23 protein-coding genes are annotated in these 20,117 nt (G+C 69.1%); 11 read left to right on the top strand and 12 right to left on the bottom strand.

Annotation, left to right across the window (positions count from 1 at the left end):
• The first annotated feature begins 52 nt into the window (after nt 1–52).
• Nucleotides 53–349 (top strand): putative quinol monooxygenase, encoded by a 297-nt coding sequence (locus AC2D10_RS13590; RefSeq protein ID WP_484708426.1) that lies wholly within the window; start codon nt 53–55, stop codon nt 347–349.
• Nucleotides 350–499: 150 nt separating this feature from the next.
• Here the strand turns inward: AC2D10_RS13590 and AC2D10_RS13585 are convergent, their stop codons facing one another.
• From AC2D10_RS13585 to AC2D10_RS13555, 7 genes are all read right to left on the bottom strand, one after another.
• Complete coding sequence (locus tag AC2D10_RS13585; protein WP_484708425.1) at nt 500–1,027, bottom strand: RES domain-containing protein; 528 nt, start codon at nt 1,025–1,027, stop codon at nt 500–502.
• A 77-nt stretch (nt 1,028–1,104) separates the two neighbouring features.
• Entirely contained in the window at nt 1,105–1,302 is a 198-nt protein-coding gene (locus AC2D10_RS13580; RefSeq protein ID WP_484708424.1) for a hypothetical protein, read from the bottom strand.
• The gene (locus AC2D10_RS13575) at nt 1,302–1,682 is read right to left on the bottom strand and encodes a hypothetical protein (protein WP_484708422.1); all 381 of its coding nucleotides are present in this window, start codon (nt 1,680–1,682) and stop codon (nt 1,302–1,304) included. The genes AC2D10_RS13580 and AC2D10_RS13575 overlap by 1 nt, the downstream gene beginning before the upstream one ends.
• 154 nt (nt 1,683–1,836) lie before the next feature.
• Nucleotides 1,837–2,838: a substrate-binding domain-containing protein gene (locus AC2D10_RS13570; protein WP_484708421.1), complete on the bottom strand. Its 1,002-nt coding sequence runs from the start codon at nt 2,836–2,838 to the stop codon at nt 1,837–1,839.
• 83 nt (nt 2,839–2,921) lie between these two features.
• Nucleotides 2,922–3,956 (bottom strand): ABC transporter permease, encoded by a 1,035-nt coding sequence (locus AC2D10_RS13565; RefSeq protein ID WP_484708420.1) that lies wholly within the window; start codon nt 3,954–3,956, stop codon nt 2,922–2,924.
• Nucleotides 3,956–5,458: a sugar ABC transporter ATP-binding protein gene (locus AC2D10_RS13560; protein ID WP_484708418.1), complete on the bottom strand. Its 1,503-nt coding sequence runs from the start codon at nt 5,456–5,458 to the stop codon at nt 3,956–3,958. The genes AC2D10_RS13565 and AC2D10_RS13560 overlap by 1 nt, the downstream gene beginning before the upstream one ends.
• 166 nt (nt 5,459–5,624) lie before the next feature.
• Entirely contained in the window at nt 5,625–6,494 is an 870-nt protein-coding gene (locus AC2D10_RS13555; protein WP_484708416.1) for a sugar phosphate isomerase/epimerase family protein, read from the bottom strand.
• A 191-nt stretch (nt 6,495–6,685) separates the two neighbouring features.
• Between AC2D10_RS13555 and AC2D10_RS13550 the strand changes: the two genes are divergently transcribed.
• Nucleotides 6,686–7,687: a LacI family DNA-binding transcriptional regulator gene (locus tag AC2D10_RS13550; protein WP_484708415.1), complete on the top strand. Its 1,002-nt coding sequence runs from the start codon at nt 6,686–6,688 to the stop codon at nt 7,685–7,687.
• A 1-nt stretch (nt 7,688) separates the two neighbouring features.
• On the opposite strand, the gene AC2D10_RS13545 is transcribed toward AC2D10_RS13550, so the two are convergent.
• From AC2D10_RS13545 to AC2D10_RS13535, 3 genes are read right to left on the bottom strand one after another with little or no spacing between them, the layout of a single operon-like run.
• Complete coding sequence (locus AC2D10_RS13545) at nt 7,689–8,108, bottom strand: RbsD/FucU family protein (protein WP_484708414.1); 420 nt, start codon at nt 8,106–8,108, stop codon at nt 7,689–7,691.
• A 32-nt stretch (nt 8,109–8,140) separates the two neighbouring features.
• Nucleotides 8,141–9,118 carry an aldo/keto reductase gene (locus AC2D10_RS13540; RefSeq protein ID WP_484708413.1) on the bottom strand — a complete coding sequence of 326 codons (978 nt, stop codon included), beginning with the start codon at nt 9,116–9,118 and terminating at the stop codon, nt 8,141–8,143.
• On the bottom strand, nt 9,105–10,400 hold the full coding sequence (locus AC2D10_RS13535) for an L-fuconate dehydratase (RefSeq protein ID WP_484708411.1): 1,296 nt from the start codon (nt 10,398–10,400) through the stop codon (nt 9,105–9,107). The genes AC2D10_RS13540 and AC2D10_RS13535 overlap by 14 nt, the downstream gene beginning before the upstream one ends.
• 123 nt (nt 10,401–10,523) lie before the next feature.
• Between AC2D10_RS13535 and AC2D10_RS13530 the strand changes: the two genes are divergently transcribed.
• The 3 genes from AC2D10_RS13530 to AC2D10_RS13520 all read left to right on the top strand — a co-directional run bounded on the left by AC2D10_RS13530 (nt 10,524) and on the right by AC2D10_RS13520 (nt 13,364).
• Nucleotides 10,524–11,384 carry a fumarylacetoacetate hydrolase family protein gene (locus AC2D10_RS13530; protein WP_484708410.1) on the top strand — a complete coding sequence of 287 codons (861 nt, stop codon included), beginning with the start codon at nt 10,524–10,526 and terminating at the stop codon, nt 11,382–11,384.
• Nucleotides 11,366–12,163 carry an SDR family NAD(P)-dependent oxidoreductase gene (locus AC2D10_RS13525; protein ID WP_484708409.1) on the top strand — a complete coding sequence of 266 codons (798 nt, stop codon included), beginning with the start codon at nt 11,366–11,368 and terminating at the stop codon, nt 12,161–12,163. Before AC2D10_RS13530 ends, AC2D10_RS13525 begins: the two co-directional genes overlap by 19 nt.
• 193 nt (nt 12,164–12,356) lie before the next feature.
• Complete coding sequence (locus tag AC2D10_RS13520) at nt 12,357–13,364, top strand: hypothetical protein (RefSeq protein WP_484708407.1); 1,008 nt, start codon at nt 12,357–12,359, stop codon at nt 13,362–13,364.
• Between the two features lie 164 nt (nt 13,365–13,528).
• Here the strand turns inward: AC2D10_RS13520 and AC2D10_RS13515 are convergent, their stop codons facing one another.
• On the bottom strand, nt 13,529–14,491 hold the full coding sequence (locus AC2D10_RS13515) for an amidohydrolase family protein (protein WP_484708406.1): 963 nt from the start codon (nt 14,489–14,491) through the stop codon (nt 13,529–13,531).
• Nucleotides 14,492–14,537: 46 nt separating this feature from the next.
• Here AC2D10_RS13515 and AC2D10_RS13510 point away from each other — a divergent pair, with 46 nt between their 5' ends.
• On the top strand, nt 14,538–15,215 hold the full coding sequence (locus AC2D10_RS13510; RefSeq protein ID WP_484708404.1) for a FadR/GntR family transcriptional regulator: 678 nt from the start codon (nt 14,538–14,540) through the stop codon (nt 15,213–15,215).
• 4 nt (nt 15,216–15,219) lie between these two features.
• Here AC2D10_RS13510 and AC2D10_RS13505 read toward each other — a convergent pair whose 3' ends face one another.
• Nucleotides 15,220–15,882: a transaldolase family protein gene (locus tag AC2D10_RS13505; RefSeq protein WP_484708403.1), complete on the bottom strand. Its 663-nt coding sequence runs from the start codon at nt 15,880–15,882 to the stop codon at nt 15,220–15,222.
• A 119-nt stretch (nt 15,883–16,001) separates the two neighbouring features.
• Here AC2D10_RS13505 and AC2D10_RS13500 point away from each other — a divergent pair, with 119 nt between their 5' ends.
• Genes AC2D10_RS13500 through AC2D10_RS13480 form a run of 5 tightly spaced genes read left to right on the top strand, consistent with a single transcriptional unit; the run spans nt 16,002 to nt 20,097 of the window.
• Nucleotides 16,002–16,982, top strand: coding sequence for a ribokinase (locus AC2D10_RS13500; RefSeq protein ID WP_484708402.1), 981 nt, complete (start codon nt 16,002–16,004; stop codon nt 16,980–16,982).
• A gap of 27 nt (nt 16,983–17,009) precedes the next feature.
• A complete protein-coding gene (rbsD, locus tag AC2D10_RS13495; protein ID WP_484708401.1) occupies nt 17,010–17,414 on the top strand; it encodes a D-ribose pyranase in 405 nt (134 codons plus the stop codon).
• 1 nt (nt 17,415) lies between these two features.
• Nucleotides 17,416–18,276, top strand: coding sequence for a GntR family transcriptional regulator (locus AC2D10_RS13490; RefSeq protein ID WP_484708400.1), 861 nt, complete (start codon nt 17,416–17,418; stop codon nt 18,274–18,276).
• Nucleotides 18,277–18,311: 35 nt separating this feature from the next.
• Nucleotides 18,312–19,016: a hypothetical protein gene (locus AC2D10_RS13485; RefSeq protein WP_484708399.1), complete on the top strand. Its 705-nt coding sequence runs from the start codon at nt 18,312–18,314 to the stop codon at nt 19,014–19,016.
• Between the two features lie 22 nt (nt 19,017–19,038).
• Nucleotides 19,039–20,097 carry a PLP-dependent cysteine synthase family protein gene (locus tag AC2D10_RS13480; RefSeq protein ID WP_484708398.1) on the top strand — a complete coding sequence of 353 codons (1,059 nt, stop codon included), beginning with the start codon at nt 19,039–19,041 and terminating at the stop codon, nt 20,095–20,097.
• The last annotated feature ends 20 nt before the right edge of the window (nt 20,098–20,117 follow it).

The raw sequence follows: 20,117 nt of genomic DNA, 5'->3' as shown, positions 1-20,117 counted from the left end.
CGGTTGCCCCGGTTCTCGCGCCATACTGAATGAGAGCCCCCGAAGGAGCCCCATGACCGAGCCGACCATCCTGCACGCGACCTTCACGGCGCGCCCCGGGGCCGCCGATCGCGTCGTGGCGCTGCTGCGGGACTTCGCCGCTGAGGTGCGCACGGAAGACGGCAACATCGTCTTCGACGCCTCCCGCCTGTCCGACGATCCCGACCGGTTCTTCGTGTACGAGGTGTACCGCGACGACGAGGCCTTCCAGGCCCACCTGTCGTCGCCGGCGGGCATTCCCTTCAACGCTGAGCTGCAGGAGCTGATCGTCGAGCCGACCTCTCAGCTCACCTTCCTGCGGCGCATCTGACCGCTCGACGGCGATCCGTCGTCGAGCCCCGCCCCGGAGTCACCACACCCCTCCGTGTCGGAACCCGGGGCACAGCACGGTTGCCGGGGAGATCCCCCCTCTCCCCGGCAACCGTGTATCGACTGCTGCGCGCGGAACTCGCAGGCCGGGTCAGATCACCGTGAGAGCACTCAGCCGCGGCGGTCCGATCACCGTCATCCCCGCTGCGGCACAGGCCGCGACCCCCGACAGATGCTCTCTGGCGGCGAAGCCTTCACCCGCTGCGCCGGCATTGCCGAACAGTGCGAGCGCCGAGGGGCGGCCGGTCGTGCACGCCGACGCATGGAAGACCCCGCCGAATCCGTTTTCGGCGAACGCCCCCGCCCACGCCTGCGTGAGCGCGTAGTCGTCCGTGGTCACGAGGGCACGCACGACCGAGAATCGTTCAGCGCGGCTGGAGCTGACCGCCGCGCATCGATACTCCTGCGGCGCGGAGACGGCCGACACCCGGAACGAGTCGGCGAAGGCCCGCGAGACGAGCCCTGTCGCGCAGACCTCGTCGCGTACCTTCTCGCGGACGGCGGTCTCGACGCGGGTGGCGGTGCAGCAGGTGCCGCGCGGCGCGGGGAGGCTGAAGCGCCCCAGGAGCCCGCCGTCGAACCACCACGCGGCACGCCCGACGCTGTGGGCACGATACATCTCCGTGCCGCTTGCGATCCTCTTCTCAGGGAAGGACCGATACGACATCCCAGGCTCGGGAGGCCCCTGCACTGCGGTCATGCCGCCCAACTCGCCGCGGTGCGTTCGGCATCGCGAACCACGGCGTCGAGGTCTCCGGTGGCGAGTCGATCGATGTTCCGCCGAGCGGACTCGTGCCCGTCGCGTGCCACCGGGGCCGCGAGCCACTGCGCCCAGGTCCACGGGTCGTCGATCCCCCGTCGAAGCGCCGACAGCACAGGACGGATGCCGGGCACTACGGCCCCGTCCCGGACCTGGAACGAGGGTACACGGTGTGCCCGTCGGCGGTGGTGAGACGCAGCAGGCGCAGTTCGGCGACGGCCTTCGACACCGCCTGACGCCCGACGCCGAGTTCGCGTTGCAGGGAACCGCTCGAGTACACGGGTCCGATGACCTGCGGCCACGGGTTCGCGGCGATGGGGAGACGCTCGATGATCCGGTCGGCGACCTCGCCGGCATCACCGAGACCGGTCAGTTCGGCCCCTTCATCGACGCGCGTGAGCAGCCGGCGTTCCAGCGCCTGCACGATCAGATGGACGGCGAGCTCCTGGTCCGAAGGGCGCGTCGCGGGGCGCACCGCGGGGCGGGACTGTCGCCGGGGCGAGACGAGACTCATCAGACGCATCCTTTCCGTGTCAACAATGTCAACCAGTCTCACCGACCATGTCCACCATGTCAACCATCCCACCCTGGATGCCAGCCCCAACCCCGCCGCACATGACGAAGCCCCCCACCGGAGAGGTGAGGGGCTTCGTCGATTCGTCAGCGGATCACTCGTAGAGGACCGCGGCGATGTCCTCGTCTTCGATGTTGGTCTTGTCGTACCAGTACGAACCGGTGTCGTAGAACTCGTCGACGGTGTCGCCGTTGGCGGCGTCGAACGCGGCCTGCACGACCTGCTCGCCGATGCCGATCGGGTCCTGCGTGATGGCGCCGGCCATCGTGCCGTCCTTGATCGCGTTGATCTGCGCTGCTCCGGAGTCGAAGCCGACGATCGTCAGCTTGCCCTTCTCCAGACCGAGCTCGTTCACCGCGTTCACGACACCGATGGCAGAACCCTCGTTGGTGCCGTAGATGCCCTTGAGGTCGGGGTGCGCCGCGATCAGCGTCTTGGCGATGTCAGCCGACTTCAGGTGGTCACCGTCGCCGTACTGGATGTCGACGATCTTGATGTCGGGGAAGTCCGCCTCGATCTTCTCGACGAAGCCGTCACGACGCTCGACACCGGTCGAGTTGATGTTCGAGTGACCGACGATCGCGACCTCGCCCTCGCCGCCGATCAGCTCGGCCATGTGCTCAGCAGCCAACGCGCCGGCGACCTTGCTGTCGGTCGCCGAGAGGCTCAGGCCGACGTCGCCGTCGCACGGAGCGTCGAAGTAGACCACGGGGATGTCCTTCGCCTTGGCCTGCTCGAGCGGGGCGACGCACGCCTCGGGGTCGAGGGCGGCGTAGGCGATGGCGCTCGGGTTCTTGTCGATCGCGGTCGTCAGCATCTCGAGCTGCTGTGCGATCTCGGTCTCGGCCGCGGGGCCTTCGAACGTGATCCGCACACCGAGCTCTTCTGCCTTCTGCTCGGCGCCCTTCTTGACGGCCTGCCAGAACTGGTGCTGGAAGCCCTTCGAGACGAGAGCGATGTACATCTCTCCGTCGCCGCTGCCACTGCCGCCGCTGCCTTCTTCGATCACATCGCCACCGCCGCCGGCACAGCCGGCGAACACCAACGCGGATGCTGCGACGAGTGCCGCGAATGCGGTCTTCTTGCCGAATTTCATGGAAACTCCATTGTTCTCTGTGATTGCCGGCCAGGGCCGACGGGGTCGTGGTGCGTATTGAGTTGGGTCGGGTGAGGAATGGGTCAGGTTCGCTGGCGATTGCGCAGCGAGTCGAGGAACACGGCCAGCAGCACGACGACGCCGACGACGATGTTCTGCCACTCGGACTGGATCGACATGATGCGCAGACCGTTGACGAGCACGCTCATGATCAGCGCGCCGATGACGGTTCCGAGAATGGAGCCGCGTCCGCCGAGCAGCGAGGTGCCGCCGATGATGACCGCGGCGATCGCCTGCAGCTCGTACCCCGTGCCGATCTGCGGCTGGGCCGAGTCGAGGCGGGCGGCGATGACGATGCCCGCGATTCCAGTGAAGGCACCGGCGAACATGTAGATCAGGATCGTCCAGCGTCGCGTGTTGACGCCGGAGAGGCGGGTGGCCTCCTCGTTCGAGCCGATCGCGAAGGTGTAGCGGCCGAGGAGCGTCTTCGACAGCACGAGCCACGCGATGATCGCGGCGACCGCGGTGATCAGCACCGCGTTCGGGATGCCGGGGATGATGACGCCGAGGGCGATCTTCTTGAAGTCCGGCGCCGACGAGGAGAAGTAGATCGGCGAGACGTTGGAGATGACCAGGGCGAGGCCGCCGGCGATCATCATCATCGCGAGGGTCGCGATGAACGGCGGGAGCCGGAGGAAGGTGATGTTCACGCCGTTCACGAGCCCCATCAGCACACCGGTGAGGACGCCGCCGATCACGCCGACCCACACGGGAAGCCCCATGTTCGTCACGAAGACGCCGGTCATCACGGCGCAGAGCGCCATACCGGTGCCGATCGAGAGGTCGATGCCGCCGGTGATGATGACGAACGTGGTGCCGAGCGCCAGGATGCCGATGACCGCGGTCGAGAGCAGAACCGTGGCGATGTTGCTGAAGGTGAAGAAGTTGGGGCTGGCGATCGAGAAGAAGATGACCAGCACGATCAGGGTGCCGAACGCCAGTGACTGCTGCAGCTGGCGCTTCAGGAACGCTCCGACGTCACGCTTGTCGGTGTTCTCGGTCATCGCCGTCTGGATGATCGTCGTCGTCGACGATCCGGACTTCTGTGGGGTGCTCATCAGACTTCCTCCCCGTGGGCTGCGAGTTGCATGATCTTCTCCTGGTTTGCATCCTCGTTGCGGAGAGTTCCGGTGATCCGGCCGTTCGCGAAGACCGCGATGCGGTTCGCGACGCGGAGGATCTCGGGCAGCTCCGACGAGATGACGATGATGGACTTGCCCTGATCAGCGAGCTGCTGCATCAGGCGGTAGATCTCTTCCTTCGCACCGACGTCGATCCCGCGGGTCGGCTCGTCGAAGATGAGGATGTCGCAGTCGCGCATCAGCCAGCGGGCGATGACCACCTTCTGCTGGTTGCCGCCCGAGAGCAGTTTGACGACCTGGTTCACCGAGGGGGTCTTGACCCGCAGCTGCTGGACGTACTCCTTGGTGCGGCTCTTGGCCTTGCTGTCGCCCATCCAGCCGATGCCGTTGGCGTAGGAGCCGAGCGAGGCGAGCACCGTGTTGAAGGTGACGTCCTGCTCGAGCATCAGACCGAGGAGCTTGCGGTCCTCTGAGAGGTAGCCGACGCCGTGCTTCACGGCATCGGCGGGCTGGTTGATCTTCGTCTCGCGGCCGCTGATGGTGATCGTGCCGCCGTCGCGCGGGTCGGCGCCGATGATCGCGCGGGCGGTCTCGGTGCGGCCCGCGCCCATGAGGCCGGCGAACCCGAGGATCTCTCCTCGGTGCAGCTCGAAGGAGATGTCGGAGAGCAGGCCCTTGGTCGACAGATCCTGGACCGAGAGCACCACCGGATCGTTCGCGTGCTCGCGCGCCATCGGGCGGGTTCCCTCGTCGATCGGACGACCGACCATCATCTCGATGATGCGCGGGACGCTGACCTCGGATTTCTCGAGTGATCCGATGTATGCGCCGTCGCGGAGCACGGAGACTCGGTCGGCCAGGCGGCGCAGCTCGTCCATGCGGTGCGAGATGTAGACGATGCCGGTGCCCCGAGCCTTGAGCTGCTCGATGAGCACGAACAGCGTCTCGACCTCGGAGTCGGTGAGCGCGGACGTGGGCTCGTCCATGATGAGGACCTTGGCGTTGAACGACAGCGCCTTGGCGATCTCGACCATCTGCTGCTCGGCCACCGTGAGCTCGCCGACGAGCTGACGCGGGTTGAGGCGGATGTCGAGGCGCTTCAGCAGTTCGGCCGTCTGCAGATTGAGCTTGCGCTCCGACAGGAACGGCCCGATCTTCGGCTCACGGCCTACGTAGATGTTCTGAGCGACCGTCAGATCAGGCATCATGTTGAGTTCCTGATGGATGATCGTGATGCCCAGCTCCTGCGCCTGCAGGGGGCTCGTGAGCTCCACCTCCTGGCCCTCGAACAGGATCGTGCCCTCGTCCTTGGTGTAGATCCCCGAGAGGATCTTCATGAGCGTGGACTTGCCCGCGCCGTTCTCACCGACGAGCACGAGCACCTCGCCGGAGTGCACTTCGAGGTGCACGTCCTTGAGTGCCTGCACACCGGGGAACCCCTTGCTGATTCCGTCGACTCTGAGAATGGGATCGCTCATGTGCTCACCTGCTTCCTTGAAGGTCCTGGTTTTCCGTGGTCTGCGGTTCGGGCCGCAAACATCGGATCAATTCTGTACTCGCGCCGCGTTCTGCGCAAGTTGTATCTAAATGTAACTACAGGTCGGTCGGTTGGGAAGGCCTGTAATAACAACTCGGCCACAGTTGTCAGTGAAGGCGGATCGAGTCGACGGCGACGAGCTTGTCGCGGATGAACGCGTTGGCGTGCGCCCCGAGCTCCTCGTTGTCGGTCCACAGGTTGCGCCAGATGCCCAGCATGCGGCTGAGGTCGGGGGCGACGACGGCCGAAGAGAAGGACTCGAACACAACGGGGCCGTCGTAGCCGATGCGCCCGAGCGCCTTGAAGAAGGTGTCGAAGTCGACCGTTCCGGTGCCGAGGTAGCCGCGGTGGCTCTCGCCGATGTGCACGTAGCGCAGGCTCGGGGCGGCGTCGAGGACCGGCGCGAACATGTCCGACTCCTCGATGTTCATGTGGTACGTGTCGAGGTGGATGCCGAGGTTCGGGCGATCCACCTCCGCGAGGTATGCGATGGCCTGGCGTGCGGTGTTGAGGACGTTGGTCTCGTAGCGGTTCACGACCTCGAGGGCGACCGAGATGCCTCGGTCCGCGGCGTGGTCGGCGACCTTCGCGATCGCGCGGCGGCTGCTCTCGAGGCCCGCGGCCGTGACCGGCTCCATGTACTTCTGCATGGCGCTGTAGATGACGCCGCAGAAGTGAGAGCCGCCCAGGTCGGCCAGCACGTCGACGGCCCGCAGCAGCAGCGCCTCGCCGGCGGCGACGATCTCGGGGTCGGAGCTGGTGACATCGGTCGCGCCCGAGAGCCCGAGCGACGCGCTCACGGCGAGGTCGTGCTCCTCGAGAGCATCCTTGGCGGCGGCGACATCGAACGAGAACGGGTCCATCAGAGGGAACTCGATGAGGTCGAAGCCGGCCCCCTTGGTCTTCTCGACGGACAGGCGGATGCCGTCGGCATCGAAGTTCCCGGTCCAGACGAGCCCGTGGCAGCCGATGTTCATGAGATCCCTCGCAGGCGGGTGTGCGGCACCATCGCCTCGGCAGTTGGCACGTGCCAACCTGCGCTCGAGACACGCTACGTCGCCGCCGACGACCCTGTCAAGGACTTTCTTGGCACGTGCCAATTCCTCGGCTACTCTGGTCACGCCGCGCACCCCGATATGCTGCGGCGCCGACACGAAGGAGTCTCGCCATGCCCGCCAGCGTGAAGGATGTCGCCGCGCTCGCCGGGGTCTCCTCCTCGACGGTGTCGAACTACCTCAACCACCCGCACGTGCTCGGCGAGTCCAGCCGCGAACGGGTGCGCGCCGCCATCGAGCAGCTCGGCTACGTGCCGAACGAGTCGGCGCGGCAGCTGCGGGCCGGCTCCAGCAAAGCGCTCGCGCTGATCCTGCTCGACGCGTGGCTGCCGTACTTCAACGAGCTCTCACGCGGTGTCGAGGACGTCACCCGCGAGGGCGGGTGGTCGCTGTTCTACAGCAACAGCAACCGCGACAGCGCGCAGGAGCGGCGCAACATCGACATGTTCGAGGCGCACCGCGTGCAGGGCATCGTGATCTACCCGCACGACGACGTGGTGCCGCATCTCGAGCGGCTCGCCGACCGTGGCATCCGCTCGGTCATCGTCGGCCCCGTGCCCGATACGACCAAGGTGGCCTCGGTGCTCTTCGACGACCGCGGGGGCGGTCGGCTCGCCGGCGAGCACCTCCTCTCGCTCGGACGACGCCGCATGCTGTTCCTCGGCACTCCTACGGTGAGCCAGTCCAACGATCGGCTGCGCGGCCTGCGCGACGCGGCGGAGGGGACCGGGGCCGAGGTGTCGGTGCACGATGTTCCGGCGCTCATCACCGAAGACGGTCTGCACGCGGCCGAGATGATCGCCGCGATGCCGGCCGCCGAGCGCCCCGACGCCGTGTTCGCCGCGAACGACATGGTGGCCCTCGGAGTGCTCACCGGACTGCTGCGGCACGGACTGCGCGTGCCGGAGGACGTCGCCATCGTGGGGTTCGACGACGTGGCCCAGGCACATCAGAGCATCGTGCCGCTGACGAGCGTGCGGCAGCCCGGATACGAGATCGGTCGCGCGGCAGGGGCCGCGCTGCTGCGTCAGCTGGCCGACCCGTCGGCGCCGCCGCCCGAGACCACACCGTTCGCCGCCGAGCTGATCGTGCGCGAGTCGACCGTCGGACGCTGACTCACCGCGAGGCGTGCCCCACGACGCCCTTGCGCAGCAGCGCGTTGCCGTACTTGCCGGTCTCACCCGTGCGCACGAGCACGTATGCGGACTTCGCGAGCTCGTAGTACGCGAAGCGCTCCACGAAGCGGGTGGTGTCGACCTCGCTGCCCGCGGCCGCCATCAGCTCGCGCTGCACGTCGAGCAGCTCGCCGTCGGCCGAAGCCATCAGATCGATGCCGGGAGCGTCGTCGAGCGGCAGCACGCTGCGGATCGCCGCGACCACCTCGGGCGTTGTGGTGCCGGGCAGGTCGACGACGTGCTCACCCAGCCCCCAGGCGGGGAAATGCGCGTCGGCGACGATCACGGAGTCGGAGTGCCCCATCCGGTCGAGGTGCAGCAGCAGCTCGCCCGTGAGCAGCGGGTGGATTCCTTCGAGCACGGCGGCTCCTCTCGATCAGGCGGCGGGCGCCGTCAGACAGTCTGCGGGATCAGGCCTTCGGCCGCGAGGTTCTCCCACAGCGCCGCGGGGATGTCGAGCGCGGCGTACTCGGCGTTCTGCTGCAGCTGCGCGGGGCGGCTGCCGCCGACGACGACTGAGCGGACCTCGGGCGCCTGCAGCGGGAACTGGATCGCCGCGGCGGGCAGCGGAACCCCGTGGTCGGCGCAGACAGCGGCGATGCGCACCAGTCGCTCCCACAGTTCGTCGGGCAGCTGCCCGTACTCGTAGCGCCCGTCGCGACGCGGCTCGTTCGACGCGAGCAGACCGGAGTTGAAGATCGACGCCGCGACGATGCCCGTCCCGGTCTCGCGGCACGCGGGCAGCACGTCGACGGCGGCCGGCTGCTCGAGCAGCGTGTACCGCCCGGCGACCATGATCAGGTCCAGATCCGCACCGCGCGCGGCCGTAGCGAGAGCATCCGACACCATCGATCCGATGCCGATCGCCGCGACCTCCTCGTCGGCGCGCAGCTGCTCCATCGCGGGCAGGGCCTCGGCGAGCGCGAGGTCGAGGTCGTTCCGCTCGGGGTCGTGCAGGTAGAGCAGGTCGATCCGCTCGATGCCCAGCCGTGCACGCGATTCGTCCACGCTGCGGCGGATGCCGTCGGCCGAGAAGTCCCACACCCGCTGCAGGTCGTCGGGCACGTGGAAGTCGTTCGCGGTGTCGAGGCCGCCGGCGTGGTCGGGGTTGGGTCGCAGCAGCCGGCCGGCCTTGGTCGACAGCACGAACTCGTCGCGGGGCTTGGTCTGCAGGAACGCGCCGAGACGCCTCTCCGAGAGCCCGAGTCCGTAGTGCGGGGCGGTGTCGAAGAAGCGGATGCCGCTCTCCCACGCGGCATCCAGCACAGTCCAGGCTTCGTCGTCGGTCAACGGGCGGAACAGGTTGCCGACGTTCGCGGCACCGTATCCGAGCGCCGGAACGGCGAGTGCTGCGCGGTCAGACCGTGACATGCGCGCCCGTCCACGTGTAGGTGGCGACGCTGTCGGCCTTCATCTCCATGCCGGTTCCCGGTGCGGTCGGCGCCATGTAGGAGCCGCCTCGGATGTCGGTCGGCACGACGAAATGCTCGTGCAGGTGATCGACGAACTCGATCAAACGGCCTTCCCGCGTGCCCGTCACGGCCACGAAGTCGAACATCGACAGGTGCTGCACGGCTTCGCACAGGCCCACGCCGCCCGCGTGCGGGCACACCGGCACGTCGAACTTGGCAGCGAGCAGCAGGTTCGCGATGTTCTCGTTGACGCCGGCGACGCGCACGGCGTCGATCTGCATCACCGAGATCGCCTCGGCCTGCAGCAGCTGCTTGAAGATCACGCGGTTCTGCGCGTGCTCGCCGGTGGCGACGCGGATCGGCGCGATGCCGCGGGCGATCTCGGCGTGACCGAGCACATCGTCGGGGCTGGTCGGCTCCTCGACCCAGGCCGGGTTGAACTCGGCGAGGGCGTTCACCCACTCGATGGCCTCCGCCACCTCCCAGCGCTGGTTCGCGTCGATCGCGATCGGAAAGTCCGGGCCGCACACCTCGCGCGCCTTGCGGAAGCGGCGGATGTCGTCGTCGAGGTCGGCACCCACCTTGAGCTTGATCTGCGTGAAGCCGTCGGCCATGGCCTCGCGGGCGAGACGCTCGAGCTTCTCGTCGGAGTAGCCCAACCATCCCGGGCTCGTGGTGTAGCCGGGGTAGCCGGTGGCCAGCAGCTCGCGCTCGCGTTCGATGCGTCCGGGCTCGGCGGCGCGGAGGATCTCGAGGGCGTCCTCGCGGGTGAGGGCGTTGGTGAGGTAGCGGAAGTCGACGAGGTCGACGATCTGCTCCGGCGTCATGCGGGCGAGGAGCTGCCACAGCGGCATCCCGGCACGCTTCGCCTTGATGTCCCACAGCGCATTGATGACCGCACCGATCGCCATGTGCATGACCCCCTTCTCGGGGCCCAGCCACCGCAGCTGCGAGTCGCCGATGATCTCGCGGAACGTGCCGCCCATGTCATCCAGCAGCGGTTCGATCTCGCGCCCGACGAGGTGACCGGCGAGGGCGTCGATCGCCGCCACCTGCACGTCGTTGCCGCGGCCGATCGTGAAGACGAAGGCGTGGCCTTCGATGTCGTCGTCGGCGTCGGTGCGCACGATGACGTACGCGGCGGAGTAGTCGGGGTCGGGGTTCATCGCGTCCGACCCGTCGAGACTGAGCGACGTGGGGAAGCGGATGTCGGTGGTGTCGAGTGCGACGATACGGCTCACGGGGGTTTCCTCTCCATGCACGGCGAAAACTCGTGCAGACCTCTTGGAGTGTAAACATCCGATGTCTATACTGTCAATGAGACCGGCCGCTGTCCGGCGGCCCAATGACGGAGCAGGAGAATCATGAAGTTCGCGCGGCTTGGCGACCCAGGGACCGAGATCCCCGTCCTCGTGGAGGGTGACCGATACTTCGACCTCCGGTCCCTGACATCCGATGTGAACGGCGACTTCCTCGCCGGCGACTTCGCCGCCCGCGTCGCTGCGGCACGCGCCGCCGACGAGCTTCCCGAGCTCGAGGATGCCGCGTCGCTCCGTGTCGGCGCGCCGATCGCCCGACCGAGCGCCGTGATCTGCATCGGCATGAACTACGCCGCCCACGCGGCCGAGTCCGGCTCCGAACCACCGAAGATCCCGATCATCTTCCTGAAGACCCCGAACACGGTCGTCGGCCCCTACGACACGGTCACCATCCCCCGCGGCAGCGAGAAGACCGACTGGGAGGTCGAGCTCGGCATCGTGATCGGCGCTCGCGCGTCGTACCTCGACTCCCCCGAGGAGTCCCTCGCTCACGTCGCCGGCTTCGTCGCGGCGAACGACGTCTCGGAGCGCGCGTTCCAGATCGAGGTGTCGGGCGGCCAGTGGTCGAAGGGCAAGATCGCCCCCGGCTTCAACCCCACCGGCCCGTGGCTGGTGACCCCCGACGAGGTCGAGCACCAGGCGCTGGGCCTGCGCAGCTTCGTCAACGGCGAGCCGCGTCAGGACTCGAACACGAGCGACATGATCTTCTCCGTCGCGCACATCGTGCACCACCTCTCGCAGTACGTGGCCCTCGAGCCCGGCGACCTGATCCTCACCGGCACCCCGCAGGGCGTCGCACTCTCGGGCAACTTCCCGTACCTCGCCGCCGGCGATGTGGTCGAGATCGAGATCGACGGCCTCGGCCGCCAGCGTCAGGAATTCATCGCATGGGAGGCACGCTCGTGACCGCCACCGCTCCCGAGCGAGCGAAGCGAGACGGAGCGCTCGACGGACTCGTCGCGATCGTCACCGGCGGAGCATCCGGGATCGGCGCCGCCATCGCTCGCCGTCTGCATGCCGACGGCGCCCAGGTCGCGGTGCTCGACCGCGACACCACCCACGCCGACGAGGCCTTCGCCGCGTTCACGGCCGACGTGTCGGACCGCGCGAGCGTCGACGCGGCGGTCGCCGGTGTCGCCGAGCGCTTCGGCCGCATCGACATCGTGGTCAACAACGCCGGCATCGGGGCGCAGGGCGACATCACGACGAACGACGACGACGAGTGGGCGCGCGTGTTCTCGATCAACGTCACCGGCATCGCCCGCGTGACGGCGGCGGCCCTGCCGTGGCTGCGCGAATCGCCGGCGGCGGCCGTGTGCAACACGGCATCCATCGCCTCCACCACCGGGCTGCAGCAGCGGGCGCTCTACAGCGCGTCGAAGGGTGCCGTCTCGGCGCTCACCCGCGCCATGGCGACCGATCACCTGCACGAGGGCATCCGCGTGAACGCGGTGAACCCGGGCACCGCCGACACCCCCTGGGTCGGACGCCTGCTCGACGCCGCGGCCGATCCGGCCGCCGAACGTGCCGCGCTCGAAGCACGCCAGCCGCATGGCCGGCTGGTCAGCGCCGACGAGGTCGCCGCCGCCGTGGCCTACCTGGTCGGACCGTCTGCGGGCTCGACCACGGGCACCTTCATCGAGGTCGACGGCGGCATGGCGCAGTTGCGTCCCCGCCCCGCCTGACCCGGCGTCTTCGGCATCCGTTCCGGTCGCAGTTTCTGCCGCCCGGCGCCGTCGGCATCCGTTCCGGTCGCAGTTGACGCCGCCCTCCGCCTCACGGGGCGGCGCGAACTGCGACCGGAACCACCGACTCGGCACCTGACCTACCCTGTGGAAAGTCGACGCGGCGCTCGCGCAAGCCTGCGATCGTGGCGCGATGACTCGACCTCGACCCCTCCCTGCGCACCTGGGTACGTTCTTCGCCGTGCGAGAGGCTCTGGATGCCGGAATCGACGCCGGACGTCTTCGGCGACGTGACCTCGACACCCCGTTCCGCGGCGTCCGGAGCAGAGCCCGCGACATCCCCCGGCTTCCGGATCTCGACCCGTACGAGCGTCAGCAGGCCGAGCGCCGCATCCGGGTGCTCACATACGGTCCGCGCCTGCGTGAGGGCCAGTTCCTGAGCCATGAGAGCGCCGTCGCCGTCTGGGGCGGGCCGATGCCGCTGGCACTCCTCGACGGAGACCCTGTGGATGGCCGCACCCTCCCGGTGCACGTCAGCACGCTCGGCGACGCCCCGCTGGTCCGCGCGGCGGGCGTCCAGGCGCATCGCCACCGATCCGGCGCCGCTCGGCTGCTCCACCCCGGCGGCCTCACCGTCGCGAGCCCGGAGACGACGTTCGCCGGCCTGGGCGGTTGGGCGGTGGTCGACCTCGTCGCACTCGGCGACTACTTCTGCCGGGTCTGGCGCGTCGGCCACGGTCGACGGGATGCCGGTCGGCGGCCGTACTCCACCGTCGACCTGCTGCGGGGCGCGGTCGATGACGGACGACACCGCGGGGCCGGACGACTGCGCGCGGCACTCGACCTCGTTCGCGAGGACTCCTGGTCGGCGCGCGAGTCGGTGCTGCGCTGCCGCATCGTGTGGGCCGGACTCCCGGAGCCGGAGCTCAACCTCGACATCTTCGACGATCTCGGCCGCTTTCTCGCCTGCGTCGACCTCGCGTATCCCGCACAGAAGGTCGCGATCGAGTATCAGTCCGTGCTGCACGCGCAGCGGTACGCCGAAGACGTGGAGCGTCTCGCCGCCCTGCGCGCCGCCGGCTGGACGGTGGTCGAGGTCACGAGCGCGCTTCTCGCGCGCCCGGACGAGCTCGTCCGCCGCATCCGAGGCGCCCTCGCCGGCGCGCCACCACGGCCGCGCCGCCCTTCCGGTCGCACTTGATGCCGCTCCCGGCCGCCACAGGCGGCGCGAACTGCGACCGGAACGGAACGAACCAGCTCGAACCGGCGGGAACTGCGACCGGAAGGGCGCGGCGCCACGCACCGGCGCGAACCGGCGCGAACTGCGACCGGAAGGGCCGCCACCCCGCAAGCCGGCAAGCCCGCTCAGCGGCCGCGGAACCAGTCCCGGATGCCGCGACGCGAGGGCTCCGCCGACACGGCCGGCCGGTCCGTGCCGTAGAAGCGCTCGGCGTTGCCCCACAGGATCGCGTCGACGTCGTGCCCGCGGGTGCGTGCCCACGCCGCGACGACCTCGGCCCACCGGGCGCGGCCGTTCGGCTGGTAGGTGTCGGAGCCGTCTTCGGGCGCATGCGGGTCGCCCTCTTCGGCGGGTCCGATCACGGAGACCGGCCAGTCGCTTCCCCACAGCAGCCGTTCATCGCCGAACGCGTCGGCGGCGGCGTCGAGGAACGGCTCCACCTGCTCAGCACTCCAGGCGCCCCCGGCTTCGGCGGGCAGACCCGACAGCTTGCAGGACGTGTTCGGATGCCGCGCCGTCTCCTCGAGGTCGCGCACCCATTCCGCGGTGGGCAGCAGCGGAGCATCCGCCGTGCCGATCGCGGGCTTGCCGAGGTGATCGAGCACGATCCGCAGTTCCGGGATCGCCCCGGCCAGCCGTGCGATGTCGGGCAGCTGCGCGGCACGGACGCAGGCGTCGAAGGTCCAGCCGCGGGACGCGACCTCCCGCGCGCCGGTCACGAACGCGGTCGAGACGGCGAGTCCATCGGGCTCGTTCTGCAGCAGATGCCGCACCCCGCGCACGAGCGGGTGAGCGCCGAGCTCCTCCAGCTGCGTCACGGTGTCGACCCCGCGGTCGAGCCGCGCGCCCGCCACGATGCCCACGACGCCGAGCGCCTCGGCGTTCGCCGACACCCAGCGCACCTCGTCGAGGAACTGCTCCGGCACCGTCTCGGCCTGCACGAACACGGCCTTCTCGTCGGTCGCACCGGGCACGCGCGCGTGGTCGAGCTCGGTCTGCGCGAATCGGTAGGCGAGCGGCCCCTCCAGCCACGTGTAGGTGAGGACCTCTTCGTCCCACAGGTGCAGATGAGAATCGAGAACGCGCATGCGACCATACTGCCTCAGACATCCGACCAATCGCTAGGATGACCCCATGGCTGTGACGGACGAGGCGATCGAGAAGATCAAGGCGATGATCGTGACCGGCGAGCTCGGCCCCGGCGACCGGCTGCCCCCCGAGAAGGAGCTCTCCGACCGCCTCGGCCTCTCTCGCAACTCGATGCGCGAGGCCGTGAAGGCACTCGAGGTGATCCGCGTTCTCGATGTGCGGCGCGGCGACGGCACCTACGTCACCAGCCTCGAACCGCACCTGCTGCTCGAGGCGATCTCATTCGTCGTCGACATGCACGACGACGGGTCGATGCTCGAGATCTTCGCGGTGCGGCGGATGCTGGAATCGCAGGCGACCGGCCTCGCCGCAGCGCACGGCAGTGACGACGACATCGCGCAGCTGATCGCCGAGGTCGACGGCATCGACGCCTCGGTCAGCATCGAGGCGCTGGTCGAGCATGACATCCGCTTCCACCGCGAGATCGTGCGCATGGCGGGCAACGCCTACCTCGCCAGCCTGATCGAGCACCTGAGCAGCCAGACCGTGCGCGCGCGGGTGTGGCGCGGACTCACCGAGGGCGGCGCGGTCGAGCGCACGCTCTCTGAGCACCGGGGCATCGCCGACGCGATCGCTCAGCACGACGCGGGGCTGGCGACCTCACTCGCGACCGCTCACATCGCGGGTGTGGAGCGGTGGCTGCGCCAGGCGGCATCCGCCTGAGGCCTCAGGCGCCCAAGCGACCCATCGCCGCGTCGAACTCGGCCGCCGAGCTGTCACTCACCGCGTCGAACAGCATCTGCTCGATCACATCGGGCGCGGCGGTGAAGTAGGGCACGCCCGCGAGGCGGAGGGCCGTGATGTCGTCGGGCGACCGCAGCGAGGCGGCGAGCACGTTCGACTCGCTCCCGACACACACCTGCTGCATCCGCGCGATCACGGCGTCGCCGTCGATGCCCGCATCGCGCATACGGCCGAGGTAGGGCGCGATGTAGTGCGCGCCGATGCTGGCGCACGCCAGCGCCTGCGCCACGGTGTAGACGGCGGTGACGAGCACCGTCGCGCCGTCGCGGACGAGGGCGGATGCCGCGGCGAACCCGTCGGCCGTCGCGGGCACCTTCACCGCGACCCGGTCGCCGAGCGCACGAATGCCCTCCGCGTTGCGCAGGAACGACGCGGTGTCACCGCCCCACGTCTGGAAGAAGATCTCTCCGGCCCCCTCCTCTGCCCAGCGGGCGTAGAGGTCGGGAATCTCGGCGGCAGTGCGTCCGCCGCGCTCGAGGATCGTGGGGTTCGTGGTCACACCGTGCACCACTCCCGCGCTGAGAAGCCGGGACACCCGGTCGGTGTCGGCGCTGTCGACATAGAGTCGGGGCGCGATCGCAGTCATCGGGTCTCCTCGCGGCCAACCTGTCGTTACAGGTTCGGCTTCGGCTAATGTAATGACAGCCGCTGACGATGTCAAAGACGTCGCGCTGCCCCATGCTGTCGAAGAAGATCAGGAGCGTCATGGCCCCCGCACACCCCGGCGACCGATCGGGCGTCGTCATCGTCGGCAGCGTGACCGCCGATGTGACCACCTTCTCGCAGCGGCTTCCCGCCCGGGGTGAGACGATCCTCGGCGATCAGTTCACGCTGATGCTCGGCGGCAAGGGCGCGAATCAGGCCGTGGCCGCGGGCCGCTCGGGTGCCCGCACGAGCTTCGTCGGCTGTGTGGGCGACGACCTGTTCCACGACCTCGTCGTCGACGGACTCGGTGAGGCCGGGGTCGACCTGACGCATCTGCGCACGGTGCCGGGGCCGACCGGCATCGCGCACATCCGCGTCGACGCGTCGGCGCAGAACGACATCGTCATGGTGCCGTTGGCCAACGCGGCACTCAGCACCGCGCAGGTCGACGAGGCCCTGGCGGCTCTCGCTCCCACGACATCGGTCCTGCTCACGCAGCTCGAGACGCCGTCCGCCCTCACCGCGCACATCACGGCCCGCGGACGCGAGCACGGCATGACCGTCATCCTCGATCCGGCTCCCGCGGCCACCCTGCCCGCCGAGGTGTGGAAGAACATCGACATCGTCACCCCGAACGAGACCGAGGCGTCGCTCATCAGCGGCATCGAGGTGACCGACCCCGAGTCCGCCGAGCGCGCCGGCCGGTGGTTCCTCGCCCAGGGCGTCGGCGCCGCGGTGATCACTCTCGCCGGCCAGGGCTCGTGCGTCGTCACGCCTGAGGCGGTCACGGTCGTCGCGCCGTTCCCGGTGGTGCCCGTCGACACGACCGCCGCGGGCGACGCGTATGCCGGATACCTCGGTGCCGCCCTCGCCAACGGGGGCACGCTCACCGAAGCCGTGCGCCTGGCGACCGCCGCGGGCGCGCTCACCGTCACCAAGCAGGGCGCATCGCCGAGCCTGCCGCTGCGGGCCGAGGTCGACGCGTTCCTCGCGGAGCGCGAGTCGGCGTCGATCGCCGACGTCGCGACTGCCGCGCACTGAGACCACACCCGAGAACCGGAGAACCCGATGCGCAAGACCGCCACCACGATCAACCCCACCCTGTCCCGCGTGATCAGCGAGATCGGGCACACCGACACGCTGGTGGTGACGGATGCCGGGCTGCCGATCCCCTTCGGCTCCGAGCGCATCGATCTGGCCTACCGTCCGGGTGCACCGGCGTTCCTCGATGTGCTCGACACCGTGCTCGCCGAGATGGTGGTCGAGGGCGCGACCGTGTCGTCCGAGGTGGCCGACAACAGTCCCGAGATGCTGGCGGCGTTGCGCGAGCGGTTCGCGGAGATGGATTTCGAGATCGAACTCATCCCGCACGTCGAGTTCAAGGCCCTGACGCACGCGGCTCGCGCATTCGTGCGCACGGGAGAGTTCACCCCGTACGCGAACATCATCCTGCACGCGGGAGTCGCGTACTGACATGACCCTCACCGACCCGAGCACCGGAACCGGCACCGACCCGAGCACCGAGACGACCGGCACCGACGCAATCGACCGGCACTCCCCGGCGCCGATGTACGACCAGCTGCGCCAGCTGATCATCGACGGCATCGCGCGCGACGGGCTGCTCCCCGGCGATCCGCTGCCCGGTGAGCACCGGCTCTGTGAGCGCTACGGCATCTCGCGCACCGTGGTGCGCCAGGCGCTCGCGCAGCTCGAGCACGAGGGACTGGTCGAACGGGTCAAGGGCAAGGGCACGTTCGTCTCGCGTCCGCGGACGAGCGAAAGCCTGGTGCACACGCTGATCGGTCTGTACGACGATGTCGAGCGGCGCGGCGGGCACGTACACAGCGATGTTCTGCGCCATGAGCGCAGCACGGCGGACGACGAGATCGCCGCGGCCCTCGAGGTCCCCGTCGGCGCACCGGTGGTCGCGCTCGAGCGCCTGCGGCACGTCGACGGAGAGCCCTGGTCGCTGTCGACGACGTGGATGCCCGAGCAGGTCGGCACCGTCACCCTCGGCGTCGATCTGAGCGAGCGCTCGCTGTATCGCCTTCTGGCCGACCACGGCATCATCGCGACCAGTGGCGTGCGGTCGGCCGAGGCGACGGTCGCCACGCACGAGCAGGCGCAGCACCTGGGCGTGAGTGCGGGTTCCGCGCTGCTCCGGCTTCGCAGCGTCAGTCGCGGCGAAGACGGCGCGCCCATGGAGTATTTCGTCGCGTACCACCGCGGCGACCGCTCGCGCTTTGAGTTCCAGCTGCAGCAGGAGCAGTCGCAGGCGTCTCTGCTTCACATCGACGGCGAAGGCGGGGCATCCCGCGCGGGTACGGTGAGCTGAGGCGAGTTCCGCCGAGGCGAACCAGGGGGCGCACGATGGTCGATGAGCACGGAACCGACGCCGATCCCGACCGGGTCGTCCCTCCGCCACCGCTCGACTCAGGGGCCCCGATGGCTCCCGCCCTGCCCCCGCTCGCGCCGCCGCTGAGCCCTCCGCCAGCGTCGGCTCACGCCGCGCCGTACCCCTCTGCTCCCCCGGCATCCTCGAATCGCCTCGGCGTCGTGCTCGCGATCATCGGCGGGGTCGTCGTGCTCGCGATCGTGGGTGTCGCGGTCGCCATCGGGCTCTTCCTCGGCGCCGTGCGGGGCTCGTCCTCTCCCCTCCCTCCGACCGCGGTCACCGAGGAACCGGCCTTCCCGTCCGACGCGCCCTCCGACCCGGCCCCCGACCCGGACTCCGATCCCGACGCCGATCCGACGGGCATCGCGACTCGACTCGAGGCGAAGATCGACGAGTACAAGCGGCTCCGCGACTCGGGGGCGCTGTGGCAGAGCATCCCCGACAGCGAGTTCAACCGCACCGCCGTCTCGGCCTTCCTCTACTTCCTGACCGACATGAAGGTCGCGACGATCTGGGGAGTCGACGAGACGCAGGCACGCGAGTACGACGAGCGGATGACGATGCTCGAAGAGAAGCTGCTCGCCCAGGAGCCGCTCGGCGACGACATCACCATCACTCTCGAGGACGAGGTCTTCACGTACGACGGCGAGACGGGCGAAGGCGGCTACACCGCGAAGTGATCAGGCGCGTTACGCTCGATCGGTGACCTCCTGGACCAGCACCGCGATCGCCCTGCTGGAAGCCGACGCCAACCGCAGCACCGACACTCACCTGCACCTCTTCCCGTTGCCGCCCGAGTGGGGCATCGATCTGTACCTGAAGGACGAGTCGGTGCATCCGACCGGCTCCCTCAAGCACCGCCTGGCCCGCTCCCTCCTCCTCTACGGTCTCGTCAACGGCCACATCCACGAGAACACCACCCTCGTCGAGTCATCCAGCGGATCGACCGCCGTGTCTGAGGCGTATTTCGCACGGATGCTGGGGCTGCCGTTCGTGACCGTGGTGCCGCGCTCGACCAGCCAGGAGAAGATCGACCTCATCGAGTTCTACGGCGGTCGGTGCCACTTCGTCGACCGCGCCGAGGACATGTCGCCCGAGGCGCAGCGCCTCGCGTCGGACTGCCACGGGCACTATCTCGACCAGTTCACGTTCGCCGAGCGCGCGACCGACTGGCGCGGCAACAACAACATCGCCGAGAGCGTGTTCAGCCAGCTGTCGCAGGAGCGGCATCCGATCCCCCGCTGGATCGTCGTGGGCGCCGGCACCGGGGGAACCAGCGCGACCTTCGGCCGCTACGTGAAGTACCGCCGGCACGAGACGCAGATCGCGGTCGTCGACCCCGAGGGCTCGGCCTTCTACGACGGGTGGGCGGGCACCGTCGACGCACCGGTCGGACGCCCGAGCCGCATCGAGGGCATCGGCCGACCCCGTGTCGAGGCGTCATTCGTGCCCACCGTGATCGACGAGATGATCCGGGTGCCCGATGCCGGTTCCATCGCCGCGATCCGGATGCTGCGCGCACGCACCCTGCACCTCGCCGGCGGGTCCACCGGCACCAACCTGTACGGTGCGTTCCAGTTGATCGCACGCATGCGGGCGGCGGGCGAGACCGGCAGCGTCGTGACGCTCATCTGCGACAGCGGCATCCGCTATGCCCGCACGTACTACTCCGACGAGTGGGTCGCCGCTCAGGGCTGGGACCTCGCTCCCCACGCCGCGCGCCTGGATCATTTCCTCGAGACGGGCATCTGGGCCGACTGACGCCGCCGACCGCTCCGGCT

It is taken from the genome of Microbacterium sp. PI-SA-G, assembly GCF_057215335.1.
Note: the sequence above shows the minus strand (reverse complement) of the source record. Positions and strands in the feature narration are given on the sequence as shown.